The 16,137-nt window shown below is 47.5% G+C and carries 16 protein-coding genes, 2 pseudogenes and 1 riboswitch; of the genes and pseudogenes, 7 read left to right on the top strand and 11 right to left on the bottom strand.

The features are described 5' to 3' along the window. Nucleotides 1-29: 29 nt before the first annotated feature. From ACGCCZ_RS04050 to ACGCCZ_RS04025, 6 genes are all read right to left on the bottom strand, one after another. The gene (locus tag ACGCCZ_RS04050; RefSeq protein ID WP_411655338.1) at nucleotides 30-578 is read right to left on the bottom strand and encodes an IS3 family transposase; all 549 of its coding nucleotides are present in this window, start codon (nucleotides 576-578) and stop codon (nucleotides 30-32) included. Nucleotides 579-1,141: 563 nt separating this feature from the next. Next, complete coding sequence (locus ACGCCZ_RS04045) at nucleotides 1,142-2,299, bottom strand: FtsW/RodA/SpoVE family cell cycle protein (RefSeq protein ID WP_054323710.1); 1,158 nt, start codon at nucleotides 2,297-2,299, stop codon at nucleotides 1,142-1,144. A gap of 252 nt (nucleotides 2,300-2,551) precedes the next feature. Then, a complete protein-coding gene (locus tag ACGCCZ_RS04040) occupies nucleotides 2,552-4,603 on the bottom strand; it encodes a sensor histidine kinase (RefSeq protein ID WP_411655337.1) in 2,052 nt (683 codons plus the stop codon). Then, on the bottom strand, nucleotides 4,578-5,279 hold the full coding sequence (locus ACGCCZ_RS04035) for a response regulator transcription factor (protein WP_054323708.1): 702 nt from the start codon (nucleotides 5,277-5,279) through the stop codon (nucleotides 4,578-4,580). The genes ACGCCZ_RS04040 and ACGCCZ_RS04035 overlap by 26 nt, the downstream gene beginning before the upstream one ends. A 123-nt stretch (nucleotides 5,280-5,402) precedes the next feature. Continuing rightward, complete coding sequence (locus ACGCCZ_RS04030; RefSeq protein ID WP_411655346.1) at nucleotides 5,403-5,738, bottom strand: stage II sporulation protein M; 336 nt, start codon at nucleotides 5,736-5,738, stop codon at nucleotides 5,403-5,405. A gap of 54 nt (nucleotides 5,739-5,792) precedes the next feature. Then, nucleotides 5,793-6,023 (bottom strand): hypothetical protein, encoded by a 231-nt coding sequence (locus ACGCCZ_RS04025; protein WP_411655336.1) that lies wholly within the window; start codon nucleotides 6,021-6,023, stop codon nucleotides 5,793-5,795. A 463-nt stretch (nucleotides 6,024-6,486) separates the two neighbouring features. On the opposite strand from ACGCCZ_RS04025, the gene ACGCCZ_RS04020 reads away from it, so the two are divergent. The 7 genes from ACGCCZ_RS04020 (at nucleotide 6,487) to ACGCCZ_RS03990 (ending at nucleotide 12,489) form a co-directional block, all read left to right on the top strand. Then, the gene (locus tag ACGCCZ_RS04020; protein ID WP_085531840.1) at nucleotides 6,487-8,154 is read left to right on the top strand and encodes a formate--tetrahydrofolate ligase; all 1,668 of its coding nucleotides are present in this window, start codon (nucleotides 6,487-6,489) and stop codon (nucleotides 8,152-8,154) included. Nucleotides 8,155-8,164: 10 nt separating this feature from the next. Further along, nucleotides 8,165-8,602: a tRNA (adenosine(37)-N6)-threonylcarbamoyltransferase complex ATPase subunit type 1 TsaE gene (gene tsaE, locus ACGCCZ_RS04015; RefSeq protein WP_143255225.1), complete on the top strand. Its 438-nt coding sequence runs from the start codon at nucleotides 8,165-8,167 to the stop codon at nucleotides 8,600-8,602. Then, nucleotides 8,599-9,228, top strand: a complete 630-nt coding sequence (gene tsaB, locus ACGCCZ_RS04010; RefSeq protein WP_411655335.1) for a tRNA (adenosine(37)-N6)-threonylcarbamoyltransferase complex dimerization subunit type 1 TsaB — start codon at nucleotides 8,599-8,601, stop codon at nucleotides 9,226-9,228. Before tsaE ends, tsaB begins: the two co-directional genes overlap by 4 nt. 100 nt (nucleotides 9,229-9,328) lie before the next feature. Next, nucleotides 9,329-10,756: a transglutaminase domain-containing protein gene (locus ACGCCZ_RS04005; RefSeq protein ID WP_082402144.1), complete on the top strand. Its 1,428-nt coding sequence runs from the start codon at nucleotides 9,329-9,331 to the stop codon at nucleotides 10,754-10,756. 24 nt (nucleotides 10,757-10,780) lie between these two features. Further along, the gene (rpiB, locus tag ACGCCZ_RS04000) at nucleotides 10,781-11,224 is read left to right on the top strand and encodes a ribose 5-phosphate isomerase B (protein WP_054323703.1); all 444 of its coding nucleotides are present in this window, start codon (nucleotides 10,781-10,783) and stop codon (nucleotides 11,222-11,224) included. Nucleotides 11,225-11,310: 86 nt separating this feature from the next. Beyond that, the gene (upp, locus tag ACGCCZ_RS03995; RefSeq protein WP_054323702.1) at nucleotides 11,311-11,943 is read left to right on the top strand and encodes a uracil phosphoribosyltransferase; all 633 of its coding nucleotides are present in this window, start codon (nucleotides 11,311-11,313) and stop codon (nucleotides 11,941-11,943) included. 174 nt (nucleotides 11,944-12,117) lie between these two features. Then, complete coding sequence (locus tag ACGCCZ_RS03990; protein WP_411655334.1) at nucleotides 12,118-12,489, top strand: TnpV protein; 372 nt, start codon at nucleotides 12,118-12,120, stop codon at nucleotides 12,487-12,489. A gap of 115 nt (nucleotides 12,490-12,604) precedes the next feature. Here ACGCCZ_RS03990 and ACGCCZ_RS03985 read toward each other — a convergent pair whose 3' ends face one another. The 5 genes and pseudogenes from ACGCCZ_RS03985 to ACGCCZ_RS03965 form a co-directional block, all read right to left on the bottom strand. After that, nucleotides 12,605-13,090 carry a winged helix-turn-helix domain-containing protein gene (locus ACGCCZ_RS03985; protein ID WP_411655333.1) on the bottom strand — a complete coding sequence of 162 codons (486 nt, stop codon included), beginning with the start codon at nucleotides 13,088-13,090 and terminating at the stop codon, nucleotides 12,605-12,607. Further along, entirely contained in the window at nucleotides 13,056-13,946 is an 891-nt protein-coding gene (locus tag ACGCCZ_RS03980; protein ID WP_054323700.1) for an SIR2 family NAD-dependent protein deacylase, read from the bottom strand. The genes ACGCCZ_RS03985 and ACGCCZ_RS03980 overlap by 35 nt, the downstream gene beginning before the upstream one ends. After that, nucleotides 13,918-14,690: pseudogene (locus ACGCCZ_RS03975) on the bottom strand (protein-ADP-ribose hydrolase). Before ACGCCZ_RS03975 ends, ACGCCZ_RS03980 begins: the two are co-directional and overlap by 29 nt. A gap of 22 nt (nucleotides 14,691-14,712) precedes the next feature. Then, nucleotides 14,713-15,315 (bottom strand): annotated as a pseudogene (locus tag ACGCCZ_RS03970) (4Fe-4S binding protein); the annotation flags it as partial. 10 nt (nucleotides 15,316-15,325) lie between these two features. Next, complete coding sequence (locus ACGCCZ_RS03965) at nucleotides 15,326-15,892, bottom strand: ECF transporter S component (RefSeq protein ID WP_411655332.1); 567 nt, start codon at nucleotides 15,890-15,892, stop codon at nucleotides 15,326-15,328. Nucleotides 15,893-16,016: 124 nt separating this feature from the next. Next, nucleotides 16,017-16,136, bottom strand: a riboswitch (FMN riboswitch). Nucleotide 16,137 lies beyond the last annotated feature (1 nt).

Here is a 16,137-nt window from a genome sequence, read left to right as displayed (position 1 = left end):
GTCCTCTACTTGGTTCAGTTGCGGTTGGATCAGCCGGTATCTAACCAGAACGACTTCCATACTCGTGTGAGTTTATCGCATTTATCGTGAAACGCTTTCGCGTTTCGTGCGCCGCTTCGGAGAATCTCGAACGTTGCAGCGACTCTCTTTTTCTCCTTCATCATAGCCAGGCGGATGGTATCCAGAACGAGATTCACCGTCTGCTGTGTACCGGTCTTATAGGCAACAATGCTGTTATCATACAAATCACGAATCGTGGATAGGTACAACACTCCCTCTTTGGTGTGGATGTAGGAGATATCGGTCACCCATTTGCTGTTGGGCCTGTCTGCTTGAAATGGACGATTCAAAAGATTTTCATATTTGTGCAGTTGTTGCCCCACCTGAACCCATTTTCTCCGGCGGCGAATTTCTGCCCAAAGGCCGTATTTCTTCATGATTCGCAGAACTATCTTGGGATTGCGACGCGTACCTTGTTTCTCCAGCCACAGCCACATCCGTCGATATCCATATATCTTGAAGCAGCGCCCTCGCTGAACGTGGATAGCTTCCGCCAAATCTGCACCTTCTCCTTGCATTCCAAACGGTGGACAAAGTCATCATATCCACTCCGGGATACCTCAAAAAACCGGCACATGACAGAGGCAGGATAACGCTCTCGGTTCCTATAGATCACATGATATTTTACTTTTGGCCTCACTTCCTTTCTGTGAATTGCAGAAAATCCTGCAACCGCTTGTTTTCCATGCGAAGCCGTTCCAGTTCGCTCTTTTCGTTCTGCCGAGGTGGTTGCCCGTCTTTGCGCGGACGCCCCTTTGGGCGTGGCGCAATTCCGAATGACGTACGTTTTACCTCTTTGTTGTATCGATGAACCCAGTTTTTAATTTGAACTTTATCAAGGCCGAAATAGTCCGCTATTTCTTGTCTGGATTTCCTTGCTTCGCGCATTGCGTTGATCTCTGCCCCGAGAATTTTGATGTTTGTCCATTTCTTTTTTGATATGATAATACCCCCTGATGTAGTACTTTCATTTTCCTACATCAGGGGGCTTTTGTCTATTCTCCGTTTTTACGGGACCTGTTCAAAAGCTGGCCAGGGTTCTGTTTTTATATAAGTTATGGAACAAAGCTGATGGAAAGGATCACATGTGTATTTTGACAATATCCATATTGATCTTATGCATGGCAACACACTGTACGAGTCCAAAACCAAAATAGAGACAAGCGGCAGAAGAACCACCGGCACTGAAAAAGGGAAGGGTGACACCCATCACAGGAAACAGATTGAGACACATGCCAAGATTAAAAGCCATTTGGGAAGCAATCATCCCGAAAAAGCCAAAACAAATGCAACTTCCGAGCGGTTCTGTTGCATGACGTGCAATATAAATAGTGCGCACCAATAGAAGGAAAAGAAGCAAAATAATCAGCATGCAGCCGATAAAACCGAGCTGTTCGCCTGCGACAGAAAAGATGTAGTCGCTTTGTTGAACCGGCACGCTGCCCTTTTGGACGCGAGAATCCGGAGAAAAAAGTCCACGCCCCCACAGCTGGCCACTTCCTATAGAGATTTTCCCTTGTAATTGCTGCAATCCTTTGCCCGTAGGGTCGCTCTCTGGATGTAAAAAGATCGTGAAACGGTCTTTTTGATAATCGTCCAAAAGATATTTCCACACCAAGGGAAAAGCTGCTCCAATTGCAGCGAACAGCCCGACAAAGTAACGAAGCTGTACGCCGGCACCAAAACTCATAGCGAGGAACATACAGAAGAAAATTGCAGCAGATCCGGCGTCTCCCTGCAGCTGAAACATTACAGCAACGGGGATTAGAGCATGAACACCCAAAAGGACGACCTGGAGAGGACGTTCCAATAATCCACGTTCTTTTAAGACAGAGAGATGTTTTGAAAACGTGAGAATAAAGCCGATCTTAACCAGCTCGGATGGCTGGAAAGTCCCTAACCCGGGGATGCTGATCCAAGCGCGTGCATTGATACCACCGGAATTTTGCACGGCAATGCCAAAAAAGTGGGTATATATCAACAAGAAGATGCAAAATCCTGCAATGAGATACCAAAGATTGGACATATCCCGGTAATCGATTAAAGTGATGAGCCAGGCGCCAAGATATCCGATTGCAATGGCCATCAATTGAGTAGCAAAGTAAGAGCGCCTTCCAGCTGGAGAAGGTACGGTCTTTAAAAGCAACAGACTATAGGCGGAGATTGCAATCATGACCAGCCAAAGGAACTTGTCCGCCCTCTTAAAATAATCTAAAAAGGATTTTCCCAATCGTTCCATGTGTGTACCCCTTATATTTTACAGCCCACTTCCCGAAACAGAGGTGAGCATCAAAAATCCTAGATATAAAGAAATCGCGGCACGGCCGCGAATCCTACGAAACAATTGCCAACTTCAAGATGCTGTGCGTCTATTATAGCATAGCAATTTTGAATCCACAATAAACAAATCGTTACAGAAAAACGGAAAGATTAAAAAACAAAAATTGGCACGGAGCCCAATACTTAGGCTCCGGCCAATATATTTGAGCAATTATGAAAGGGGGAACTGGACACGGGCAGTGAAGAAATCCGCATCGATCTGAACAGAGAATTCGCCACCACAAGCTTCTGTAAAACTTTTGGCAATGGAAAGGCCAAGTCCACTTCCAACCGTTGAACGTGCAGAATCTCCACGAACAAAACGTTCGGTAATGTCTACCGTTGGATCGAGCTCATATCGAGAGATATTCTTCAACGTGACACAAGCAGCACCCGTTTCTTCTGTCAATGTGACAAAGACGCGCGTCCCTTCAAGCGAATAGCGCAAAGCATTGGTAACCAAGTTTTGAAATACCCGATAAAGCCGTCTGCCATCCGCTGTAATGGTAACCGGTTGTTCTGGAATATCCACACGGAAGAGAAGTTGAGAAGAGACAATTGCTTCGTCCATATCGGCGAGTGTTTGGCGAACCAGTTTTCCGAGATCGAGAGGTTCCATCTGGAGGTCCATATTTCCACTGGCCGCCTTACTGACATCAAAAATATCCTGAATCATATTTTTCAATCGTAGGGATTTCTCATCCAAAATCTTGATGTAATCCTTCACATGGTCAGGAAGGCCATCCTCCTGCTCGAGAAGGTCCACATAACTGATGATAGAGGTCAGCGGCGTCTTGATGTCGTGGGACACATTGGTAATGAGTTCCACCTTCATTCGCTCGCTTTTGACCCGCTCTTCCACAGCTGTGCTAATGCCTTGTTCAATGTCGTTTAGGGAATGTGCAGCTTCCCGCAGATCGGAATCCTGCGGCAATAAAAGAGGCGCTGTATTTCCGCCCTGCTGTACGGCCGTGATTTGTGTGGTCAGACGTCCTAAATCCTGAGCAAGCTGCCGGTGTTGCTTGCCATAGCGATAGGCGAAATATACCATTAATGCGATGGTGATCGGAGCCAGTAGACCGACCGTAATGATACTGAGAAAGAGTCCAATGCCAAAGGTAACCGCTTCACATTTCATAAAGTCGTCCCAACGTTCCAGTAGACGACGCTCTAAAGGGAGTTTCTGTTCAAGTTCGCTACGGTGCTTGGCATGGCGGTGCAACATGGTATTGATGACATTATGCCGCCAACTCCCACGATTGTAGCGCAAATCGACTGCAATCACGTAGTATCCAGGTAACGATAAAAGGAAAAAGATCACATTTGAAGGGATACCGCTGCTGGTAAATCCTGTGGTTAGTATAATGACCAGAATCACAAAGACGAATTTCCATTCAAAATACATTTTAGCCGTTCTTGCGGCGATCCGGCGGCTCAACTCCCGCCGTTCCTTTCTCCAAAGGAACGCAAACACCAATAGAATGACGGAGAGGATGACAATACAACCCCAGATCCGGAGAAACAAAAGCGTTTCTGCACCTCGCTGCGTAATATCATAGAGTGCACTATATCCATTTACCGGTTCGACAGGGACTTTCCGTGCCACTAAACAGACACGCAGGTCTTCATACGCAGAATTAGATGCCATGTTTTCATAACCCGGTACATTCCACATCCCTGCGTTACTGCGGTAAAAACCGTCCCCATAGACGTCGATTGTTTTCCCATCTTTTTCGATAGAAACGGTTTTCCCATCAAAGATCAGGCGAAAATTGTATCCATCGGGGAGAGCGCCTCGATAAAGGTTTCTGTGCTCCGTATCGTTGGTGTACATGTCCGTATCCGAAGAAGTTCCCGCCTGATATAGAAGGTTTCTTGCTGTATCGTTATCCAATCCAAATGAATTGTTATCCTCAGAAAGGTAATAGATGTAGTCTTCGTAGGGGCTAGCAAGGTCGTCTCCTTCCCAAACGGCCCCTGTAGAAGTACTTGAATAGGCGTTCATCGAACGCAAAATATAATTGAGGGTCCGAGAGAGCTCGGAACGGAATGCATTGGTTTCCTGATAATCTTCTTGATACAAGTCGTCGATGTACTGCATGGCATAATCGTAATTAACCAGAAATGATATGCCAAAAATGGCGGTGGCGATTAAAATGCCTATGCTGAGGAAAAAGCTGACAAGGCTGACAATTGCTTTACTTTTTTTCAATTTTGTATCCAATTCCCCATACCACCTTTAGATATTCGGGCTCCTTTGGGTTGAGTTCGATTTTTTCACGAATGCGGCGAATATGAACCATCACCGTATTCTCAGCGGAGAATGCAGGTTCATTCCAAACCCGACGATAGATTTCTTCTGCTGGAAAAATACGGCCGATGTTCCGCATCAAAAGATCGATGATCTTTGTCTCCGTTGCAGTTAATTTGACTGGTTCTCCATCTGCGGCCAAGCTATGCTCCTCGGTATTATAGCTTAAACGGCCATTTACAATCATATGATTTCCTTGCTGTGCATGAATGTCGCCTAAGCTGGTATACCGGCGCAGCTGGGAACGCACGCGCGCCACCAATTCCATAGGATTGAAAGGTTTTGTTACGTAATCATCTGCTCCCATAGAGAGGCCCAGGATTTTGTCGGTGTCTTCACTTTTGGCCGAGAGCACAATGATTGGAAGATTACGCTTCTCGCGAATTTTCATAATGGCGGATAAGCCATCCATTTTTGGCATCATCACATCGATGATGATCAGACCGACTTGTTGGCTCATCACGGTATCCAATGCTTCCAGGCCATTGTAGGCACACAAAACGGAATATCCTTCTCTTTCCAAATGAATTGCAATCGATCGAACGATCTCATGATCGTCGTCCACCACCAGAATACTACCTTCGTTCATAGTCTCAAATCCTTTTTACCCAAAGTTTTGTCCGTATTTTTATGATAGGAGAAACTCCTTACAAAAAACCAAATTGATTTCTTAAGGAAATCTTAAAAGATGATCGAGATATTGGGATACCTGCTAAGCCCCGAAGCATATCTGCATCAACGCAGGGGTCACATAGGTTTCAATGACAGCGGCCACGAAAAGAAGAGGAAGAACGATCAGCACATAAAAACGTGCTGACTGGTTAAGTGCTTGGAAAAAAGAGCGTTCCCGCTGTCCACAAATTTTGGCTGTGAGCACCCAACACAAATACAGACCAAGAGCAAACGAAGCCAGTAGAGCGGGAAGTTCTAAAATTCCATGTGGTAGAATCCCAACGAAGAATACTTCGAGGCCGATCCCATACGTTTGATAAAGGGCACCCATCGCTCCGAGTACCAGTGCATTTGCAAGGACTGGCAACACTGTCAGAAAGAAAAGGGAATGCCACCCAGAATCGTTGAAGTGGCAGACGCAGTGACATTGTTAAAAAACAGGTGAAAAAATGAGATCGCCACCTTCCTCAAAGAGACCTTTTTCCTCAAATCCAGTAACAATCTGCTGGATGAATTCATTTAAAATATCTGGATAGGTAGCTAAAGCAATGCCGGACAGAACACTCAACCCAACAAATGAAATACAGAGGACGAGAAACAGTTTGCATAGTTTTTCACGAAAGAAACATCCAGCTTTTCGATATTGTTCTAGAATCCACATATTAAAACCCCTTTTCCGGTTTATTGATTGTTTGACAAAGGACGATGTAGCTCTTTTTATGAAATAAAGAACCACGTTTCCTGTTTAGCCGCTTTAGGCCAAATTGTTCAAGGAGGTAAGCTCTGGCGAAACCGGCTTCCGGTTACGATGTGAGGTTATCTAAAACATCCAAGCTTGAAGAATGGAAAGGTGCCAAGAGAAAATTTGCGAAGCCACAAAGCCGGATGTTTCAATGCTCTCTCAGCCGTCGGAAGGAGGCGAGCTTTAGCGGAACCGGCTCTGGTCACGGCGTGAGGTTATTATAACACATTCCCTACGATTTCGAAATGGACGACGATCTACAAAACGGATTGGTTTATCCCTTTTCTACTTTGCCCTCTTGTGGTATAATTTTGATAATTCTATGATTTGGAGCGCGGTTGGCCGGAAGAGATACCGCGCCGTTTTGAAAAGGAGAATGGGAATGCTGACGGATATCGAGATTGCCCAGCAGACAGAGATGAGACCCATCGCAGAGATCGCCGCTTCTCTTGGTATTGGCGAAGAGGAGCTGGAGCCTTATGGAAGATATAAGGCAAAATTGAACGATTCTCTGTATAATCGCCTGAAGGATCAGAAAGATGGCAAATTGATCCTGGTGACAGCAATCAATCCAACCCCAGCAGGGGAAGGCAAAACCACTACAACAGCAGGTCTTGGAGAGGCCATGGCGAAAATCGGCAAAAAAGCAATCATCGCCCTGCGAGAACCGTCCCTTGGGCCAGTATTTGGAATAAAGGGTGGAGCAGCAGGTGGCGGCTATGCACAAGTGGTACCGATGGAGGACATCAACCTCCATTTTACAGGTGACATGCACGCTTTGACTTCGGCCAATAATTTGCTTTGTGCTATGCTCGACAATCATTTGCAGCAGGGAAATGTTCTGCGCATTGACCAGCGCCGTATACTCATCAAGCGTTGTCTGGATATGAACGACCGCGCACTGCGAAATGTAGTGGTAGGGCTTGGAGGAAAGCTCAATGGAATTCCACGTGAGGATGGATTCATCATCACAGTGGCCAGCGAGGTAATGGCAATTCTGTGCTTGGCATCGGATAGCCGTGACCTCAAGGAACGCTTGGGGAAAATTTTAATTGCGTATAATCTGGACGGGGAACCTGTCTATGCAAAAGATTTGAAAGCAGAGGGGGCGATGGCAGCGCTGTTGCGCGAGGCGATCCAACCGAATCTGGTTCAGACGTTGGAAGGAACGCCAGTTATTATGCACGGCGGTCCATTTGCGAATATCGCGCATGGCTGCAATTCTGTACGCGCTACCCGTTTGGCGCTGAAATTGGCGGATTACTGCATCACAGAAGCAGGATTTGGTTCCGACTTGGGTGCAGAGAAATTCTTTGACATAAAATGCCGTTTAGCAGGATTGAAGCCCAACGCAGTAGTGATTGTCGCAACCGCTCGCGCACTGAAATACAATGGCGGAGTTCCAAAGGCAGAGACAGGAAACGAAAATATGGAAGCTTTGAAAAGAGGAATTGTCAACCTGGGAGCACATATCCAGAATATGCGTAAGTATGGCATCCCTGTGGTGGTGGCAATCAATCGCTTTGGAACGGATACGGATGCCGAGCTTTCGTATATTGAACAGTATTGTAAAGAAAACGGTGCGGAATTCGCACTCAGCGAGGTATTTGCCAAAGGCGGAGAGGGCGGCATGGATTTAGCCCGCAAGGTGTGTATGGCTGCAGAACAGCCCTCTGCATTTCAGCCGGTCTATGCAAGCGATTTGCCTGTGCGCGAAAAGATCGCGGTCATTGCGAAGGAAATCTACGGTGCGGATGGCGTGACCTATACCGCGCAGGCAGAGAAGGCGCTCAAAGAAATTGCAGCTCTCGGCGGCGATTCGATGCCGGTATGCATTGCCAAGACACAGTATTCTCTTTCGGATAATGCAGCCTTGTTGGGGCGCCCCACGGGGTTTCAGATTACAATTCGAGACCTGCGGCTTTCCAATGGCGCAGGATTTGTAGTGGCCTACGCGGGAGACATCATGACTATGCCTGGTTTGCCGAAAGAACCGGCGGCAGAACGAATTGATGTGGACGCTTGCGGAAAAATATCTGGCTTGTTCTGAGGTGAGAAATTTGACCTACGTAACCCATTCTCCGAGGGAAACAGAAGTGTTGGGAGAAAAAATCGCTCAGCAACTTTCTGGAGGAGAAGTACTGGCGCTGTTTGGCGGCATGGGAATGGGAAAGACTGCCTTTACACGGGGGCTGGCGCGAGGACTCGGTGTGGAGGACGGTGTTTCCAGCCCTACCTTCGCGTTGGTTCATGAGTATCATGGGCTTATGCCCATCTTTCACTTTGACATGTTCCGTGTGGATGGTTGGGATGATCTCTATTCCACGGGCTTCTTTGATTATCTAAATTGTGGCGGCGTGTTGGTGATTGAGTGGAGTGAGAATATTGAAAATGCTTTACCCGAGAACGCTGTGCGTATAGAAATTTCACGCGGCGCGACAGAGGACGAGCGGATTTTCCAGATCGATGGATTGAACATGGAGGGGATGATTCTTTGAGAATCCTTGCAATAGACTCTTCAGCCGGTGCTGCATCTGCCGCTATTCGGGAGGACGGCAAACGGTTGGGGGAATTTTTTACCAATACGCGTTTGACCCATAGTCAGACTTTGATGCCAATGATTGGTGGGGTGTTAGATTGTGCCCGTATATCGTTGGATAGCATCGATTTGTTTGCTGTTTCAGCTGGACCAGGGTCGTTTACTGGCGTACGAATTGGCGTAGCAAGTGTCAAGGGGCTTGCAATGGCCCAGAGAAAGCCCTGTGTGGGTGTTTCCACGTTGGAAGCCATGGCGCACAATTTAGCGCATGTGGATGGCTGGATCTGTGCGGTGATGGATGCCCGCTGTGGGCAGGTATATAATGCTTTATTCCGGGCACAAGAGGGAACCATCACGCGGATAACGGAGGACCGTGCACTTGCCATCGTGGATCTTGTAGCAGAACTGGAACAGTTGGAGAGACAAAAATCATTGTTTTTAGTTGGTGATGGCGCAAAATTGTGCTATAATAATGAACGATTACGAGTTCTTGGCGCTCAATTACCGCCAGAGTCCCTTTGTACCAAACCGCTTGGGGGGTTGCGGAGGTTGCAGAGGGGTTATATAAAAGAGGAGAGACCCTGACTGCTGCGGCTTTAGCCCCGGTCTACCTGCGTATGCCGCAGGCGGAACGAGAACTGAAAAAACGGCAGGCTGCTCAAATGTAGCCGGAAAGGGAATCAAGATGAAGAGGAAACGACTTGTCAGCACACTTTTAGCTGTGCTTCTGCTGACGTCCAGTTGGGGGCCTTCTGCTTTTGCAGCAGAGGTTGGGTCGAATGCTGCCGCGGTTTCGACTGTCCAACAGGAGCCGGAAAGCAACTTGGAGCAGGCCAAGGAGGCTATTCATAAAGGTTTAACCAACATGAGTGAGAGCATCCAATTGGTCCAGTACCAGATCACAGAACAGCAGTTTTCCAACTTGTATGATGCCATTTTGCGTGAGGACCCGTGGTTATTTTATGTGGAAGGCTGTACGTACCACGCCAACAAGAATGGAATCGTTGTGGATATGATTCCACGAAATACGTACGATAAAGCGACCGTACAAAGTATGCGGGAGGAATTGACACAGTCCATGCAGGCGGCGCTTTCGTGTATTGATCCCACTATGACGGCAACAGAAAAGGTTGTACAGATTCATAATTATTTGGCGCTGACCTGCGCTTACGATTACGAAAATTATCAACAGGACACGATTCCAAGGGATTCTTATACTGCATATGGTGCATTGGTAAAACGTAAAGCGGTTTGCCAAGGATACTCATTGGCATTTGAGTTGCTGATGCAACAGCTGGGAATTCCGTGCGCAATTGTAGAAAGCGATACGATGAACCACGCTTGGAATGCAGTCCAGCTGGACGGTGCTTGGTATCATGTGGACGTTACATGGGATGACAGCGCACCGGATCGGCCGGGGCAATATTCAGCCGACATGTTATTGACCAGCGACATGAAGGCGGGAAACAGCAAAAATCAGCATAAAAACTGGAAGCACCTTCCATCGCCCGCCTATAGCACCATTTTGGACAATATGGATTGGAAGCAGTTCATTTCACAAATGGAGACGAAGTATCGTTCGAATACGACCTTAACGGTGGATACCACTGCTTATACATGTCGAAAGGGTTCCACGTATGTTTTTAAGGCACAGGCGTCGCCAAACCAAGTAGTGGTTGCGCGTGCTGCGGACAGTAAGATTGCAGAGGTCGAATTATTGCGGGCAGATACGGATGGTTCGTATTATTTCCAGCTGGAAGGTCTCCAGGAGGGAAGCACGGATATTGAGATCATCACCGAAAGTGGAACGTCTAAAAAATTCCCATTGACAGTCAAAGGCGAGCTTTATCAGAGCGATACAAGTGGCCAGCTGACTTTACACCCGGGACAGACCTATTACTTTAAGTTGACTTATAATGGGGGAGGTTCCTTGATCTTGCCCCATGTTCGTACAGGAAACGGAGCTGTGGGCGTTCAATTGGCAAAAACATCCGGTAATTATGCTATTTATGCAGTAACGGCCGCAGCAAATGCGACGGGGACCCAGACTTATGTCTATGCAACCCCGGATGGGGGCGTGCCAGTGCCGCAGTTTTCTGTTAAAGTGGCCTGATGGAATATAGAAAGAAGGAATTGCATGATTTTGTTAGGAGCCGATCACGGCGGCGTCGGTTTGAAGGACGCAATCAAAAAATATTTGGAACAGAATGCTATTGCATGTAAAGACTTTGGAACGTTTGACACGGAATCGATTGATTATGTGCCCATCGCTTCAAAAGTGGCGCATGGAGTGGTGAAGGGCGAAGGAGAATATGGAATTTTGTGTTGTGGCACAGGGATTGGGATGAGTATTGCTGCAAATAAGGTGGATGGAATCCGTGCAGCGGTATGTTCTGATTCTTATTGTGTGGAGATGACCCGCCGCCATAACAACGCGAATGTTCTCTGCATGGGAGGACGTGTGATCGACGAACAGAAAGCGGTCGAATTGGTCAAAGTCTTTTTATCAACAGAGTTTGAAGGTGGGCGCCACCAGAGACGGGTGGATCAGATTGCTGCAATAGAACGCGGAGAGCTATAAAGAAACATAGGGAAAATACAGTGCCGCCTGCGCTGTGATTCGATTGGGACGTTATTCATCACTGAATATAAAATGGGGGAAAACAAATGGAAAATCAGGTTTTTGTCATGGACCATCCGTTGATTCAACACAAGCTCACATACCTGCGTGATAAAAATACGGGCTCGAAGGAGTTTCGTGAGTTAGTGGGCGAAATTGCGATGTTAATGTGCTATGAGGCGACACGCGATCTTCCTCTTCAGGAGGTGCATATCGAGACACCGATGGGAGAGGCGACTACAAAGGTAATTGCAGGCCGCAAATTGGCCTTTGTACCGATTTTGCGCGCGGGTCTTGGCATGGTAGAAGGCGTATTGGAGATGGTTCCAGCAGCAAAGGTCGGGCACATTGGTCTCTATCGCGATCACAAGACTCTTCAGCCAGTGGAGTACTACAGCAAGTTGCCGCAGGACATTACGGAGCGCGATGTAATCGTTTTGGACCCCATGCTTGCGACCGGTGGTTCTGCGATTGACGCCATCAGCATCATTAAGCGTAGCCATCCGAAGAGTATCAAATTTATGTGCATTATTGCGGCGCCAGAAGGGGTAAAAGCTTTGACCGAGGCGCATCCGGACATTCAGATCTATTGCGCTGCTGTAGATGACCATCTAAATGAGATTGGTTACATTGTTCCCGGGTTGGGAGACGCAGGGGACCGCATTTTTGGAACACTTTAAAAAGCTATCGTATGGTTTTTCTGTATACGGTACACGGGAATTAATGATAAAACAAGCGCCGGCAAACATTCGGCCCGTACGGATAAGGATGTTAAGAAAGACTTTTGATAGAGTGTGAGTCAGATTGGTTTCATGGACTTGCGACAAAATCCAAATCAATGGAGGCACACAAAAATGCAAAAGCCGAATCTTAACTTATCCTACCATGAGCAGGATGGGATGTGTTATTGCCAAACATTTAAAATTCCAGCTGTGCGGAAGATGACCGTCCGCTGGGGCGATATGGGAGGATGGCGCTCGCTTATCTGCGCACAATCACCCGGATCGCTATATGGCACTAAAAAAATGAATGAATCACTCATGGAAATGATGCACCGGGTTCAAAAAGATGCCGCAGAACAAGTAGAGCGTCTGATCCCATGGATTCTGCTTGACGATCCCATGCCGGTGACAAGCGATATTCTGGAGCGCACGCGCCACTGGAACAGCTTAAAGAGCATGGTTGAAAAGATTGTATTGCAGACGGTTGTATTAACCGCAAGATGACAAAAAAATCCGGGAGAGGATTTTATTCCTCTCCCGGATTTTCTTGTTCTCCCAATGCAGCTCATGGACAATTTTTATACTTTCTCCGGCGGCACGAATTTGTATTCAACCTGAATTATCTTCTTAATGTATATTGGATGCCGTGGATCAGGCTCCAGCTTTTTTCGCAGACGGCAGATTGTGTTTCTACTGTATTGGAACCGAAATACCGTTTTGAATCCCAAGCCGAGGCATAGAGTTGATCTTTTGTAAATACTCTGCCTGAATGTTTCACAAGGCAATATAGCATGGAATATTCTCCATAGTTCAAATGAATTTCTTTTCCGGCTTTTAACACACGCCGAAATGCCGGATAAAGTTCGACATCGCCAAAGGATAGTATGGAAGAGGATACTTCTACAGTTTGGACTGATTTATCGTGCAATGCGGCCATAATCGTCTGAAAAATAGTGCCGTCCGAATCAACTGCCCGTACCACAATGATTTCTTCCATACACACACCTAACCAATCATCTGCAAGCATGTCGCCCACACAATCTCCAATGATATTCGCCCAAAAATCTTTTTTAGGTGTGAAATACCTGGCTTTTAGCGGCTGCATTGGGTTTAAGGCACAGTTCACACAAAAGTTTTCCAATATCCCCGTCAATGCAAATCGCCCGCTTCTGGATTTCTTTCGGGCAGTATGCTTCTGACAGGTTGACGCAAGCGTAAACCGCCTTGGGATTTTGATAGGTCATCCTCCAAAATGGATATTTGATAATGGCCGGTGTATTGCCGCCTACGCCCAGTTCCAGAAAGAGAATATGTTGCTCCTCGTGACGGCGCAGAAAATCCGTATAACGCTGGGCGGCGGCGTGCCAGCCCTCGTCCTCCACAAAGGTATCGTCCGCCCGCAGGTTCATGGACATAGGTGTACCACAACGGGGACAGTGCGGCACCAATTCACTGGGAATTTTCATATCCTTTTGTTCAGCCATCATTCTTCTGACAACAGCTTCGTTGTCATAGGTCTTTTGGTGGCAGGGCTTGGAACACTGCCAAAGGCCATAGTCGCCCTGGGTGTAGAACAGACGGTGTTTATCAAACCCGGCCTTCTGAAAACAGTGATCTACATTGGTGGTCAGAACAAAATACTCTTTGTCCTGCACCAGCTTCAAGAGGTCATGGTAAACCGGATTTGGGGCATCCAGATACCGGTTGATGTAGATATACCGACTCCAATATGCCCAGTGTTCTTCCAGACCGTCAAAGGGATAGAAGCCGCCGGAATACATATCATGGAAGCCGTATTTCTCAATAAAATCCCCGAAATACTGGCGGAAGCGTTCGCCGGTATAGGTGAACCCGGCGGAAGCGGAAAGCCCGGAACCGGCTCCGATCACCACTGCGTCCGCCGTGTCCAGTTCCTCTTTGAGCCGCGTAATATTATCGTAGCAGTCGGTTGTAGATTTCATAGTCGTTATCCTTGAAAACATTGAAAATCACCTCGATTTTATCAGGATTTTTCTGCTGCCATTCCCTGACTGTCCGTATGGCGAGCTGTGCGGCCAGGTCAGCCGGGAAATGAAACTCGCCAGTGGAGATACAGCAGAAGGCTACGCTATGTAGGCCTTTTTCCGCCGCCAGATCCAAACAGGTGCGGTAGCAGCTTGCCAATAGTTCCCGGTCATTTTTTGTTACGGCTCCATAGATGATCGGGCCAACGGTGTGCAGTACATAGCGGCATGGCAGGCTATACGCTTTCGTGATTTTTGCCCTGCCGGCGGGTTCTTCTTTCTTCTGCCCCGCCATGACACGGGCACATTCCAGACGAAGCTGTACCCCCGCATAGGTGTGAATGGCGTTGTCGATGCAGCCGTGACAGGGGACGAAGCAGCCCAGCAGCCGGCTATTTGCCGCATTCACAATAGCATCAGCGGCAAGGGTAGTAATATCACCCTGCCAGAGATAAAGTCCAGGTTGTACCGGCGCCAGATCGGCCAGCTTTGTAACACCCTTTTTGGCAAGACGCTCCCGCAGGTAAGCGTCTTATACATTCAGAAAATCCTCACTTGCCGGGATAGGCGGGCGTACATTCATCAGGCTGCGCAGAAGCCGCCGCTTTCCGAGAGAGTATCCGGCACATGAATCTCTGTATATTCTTTGCGTTCCGCCAGCAGATAGCGGAGCAGATAATCCGATCTTTCGTCCTGTGTCATCCGTCTTACCTCCGCTCAATCGCCCTTGTGGGCAGATCTCATAGCAGTTCCCGCAATGCAAACAGTGTTCCTGCCGGATGATGGCGGGCTTTGCCGAAATATCAATGCACTTCTGCGGGCACTTGGAATAGCACAGCTTACAGCCAATACACTTGTCTGTCACAAAGTAGCCGGTTTTCTCTGTCTGCGCACCACCGAAGGAAAAACTGGCGCGTTCAATCGGCTGTTTGGAAAGGTCAAACCATTCTCCCGTCCCTTCGTAAATTCTGAAAACCGTAAGGGCGCTGCGAGAGCGCACATCGGGATAGATTTTTTCCATGTACGGATTTTTTCGGAACAGGTCGGGCAGGCTGTCCGGCCCGGTTTCCTTTGCCTTACCCTGCACCGACACGGCCACACAGGAAAGGGTATCTTCGCCCTTCATGGCGGTAAATGCGATATTTTCATTGGATTTCAAACGGTTATAAAAATTCTTCCCCTTTGCAGTCAGGAAGTAAAGGCCGTTTTCATCGTAGTCCATGATGTCAATGGCGCAGGTGACTGGTCGTCCCTCGCTGTCCGTCGTGGCAAAAACGGTGGAGTGGATTTTCTCCACGATGTATTGCAAATAATCTTTTGTCTGCATAAGGAACCTCCTATTTCAGCCTGCCCTTTAAGGTAGGGGTAAGCCGTTTGTAAAGCGGCATGGTGACAATGCTGATCCCAATTCCTTTCAGCAAATTAAATGGGAATGCATTGAACAGTACAACATCCAATTTGGTCTTGATGAATGGGATAAACTCACCAAAAGAAGCAATCAGTTGGTCGAGCGGCATAAATACTTCAAATATGGGAAGCAGAATAAAGTAGTTGACAATGGCCGCTCCAACTCCCATAACGATGCTGGCAATCAAGCAGGCAAGCATCGCCGTTTTCTTTGTTTTGTGAAATTTATAGATAAGCCCGGCAGTTACCACAAAACTGCTTCCCATGATAAAATTCGCAAGTTCACCGATTCCACCAGTAGAGGAAGTGAGCAGCTGCAAGGCGTTTTTGACAAATTCAATCAATATGCCCGATACAGGACCGTATGCAAAAGCTCCGATCAGTGCGGGCAAATCCGACAAATCCATACGCGCAAAGGTTGGAGACAGCGGAACAGGAAATTCAAAAAAAGCGAGCACAAAGGCGATGGCAGAAAGTACGGCGGTCATTGTAAGCATACGCACATTCTGGATGGATGATTTCCTTCGGACAGTAATTGTTTTCTCCATAATTCTCCTATTGAGATATGATTTAGATTAAGAACAAGCCCCGCGAAGTCTGACACTTGCGGGGCTGTTCTTGTCATATCCTCTCTCGTCCAGACTTTTACTGTCGGTAACGGAATTGCACCGTTTCGGCTGCCCTTGCAGTTCGCAGACTGTTACTGCCGGTCAGGAATTTCACCTTGCCCCGAAGATATTTG

Source organism: Anaeromassilibacillus sp. SJQ-1, from assembly GCF_046693725.1.
Classification (GTDB): Bacteria; Bacillota; Clostridia; order Oscillospirales; family Acutalibacteraceae; genus Anaeromassilibacillus.
The sequence above is the reverse complement of the archived record's forward strand: the minus strand, read 5'-3'. Positions and strand labels throughout refer to the sequence as shown.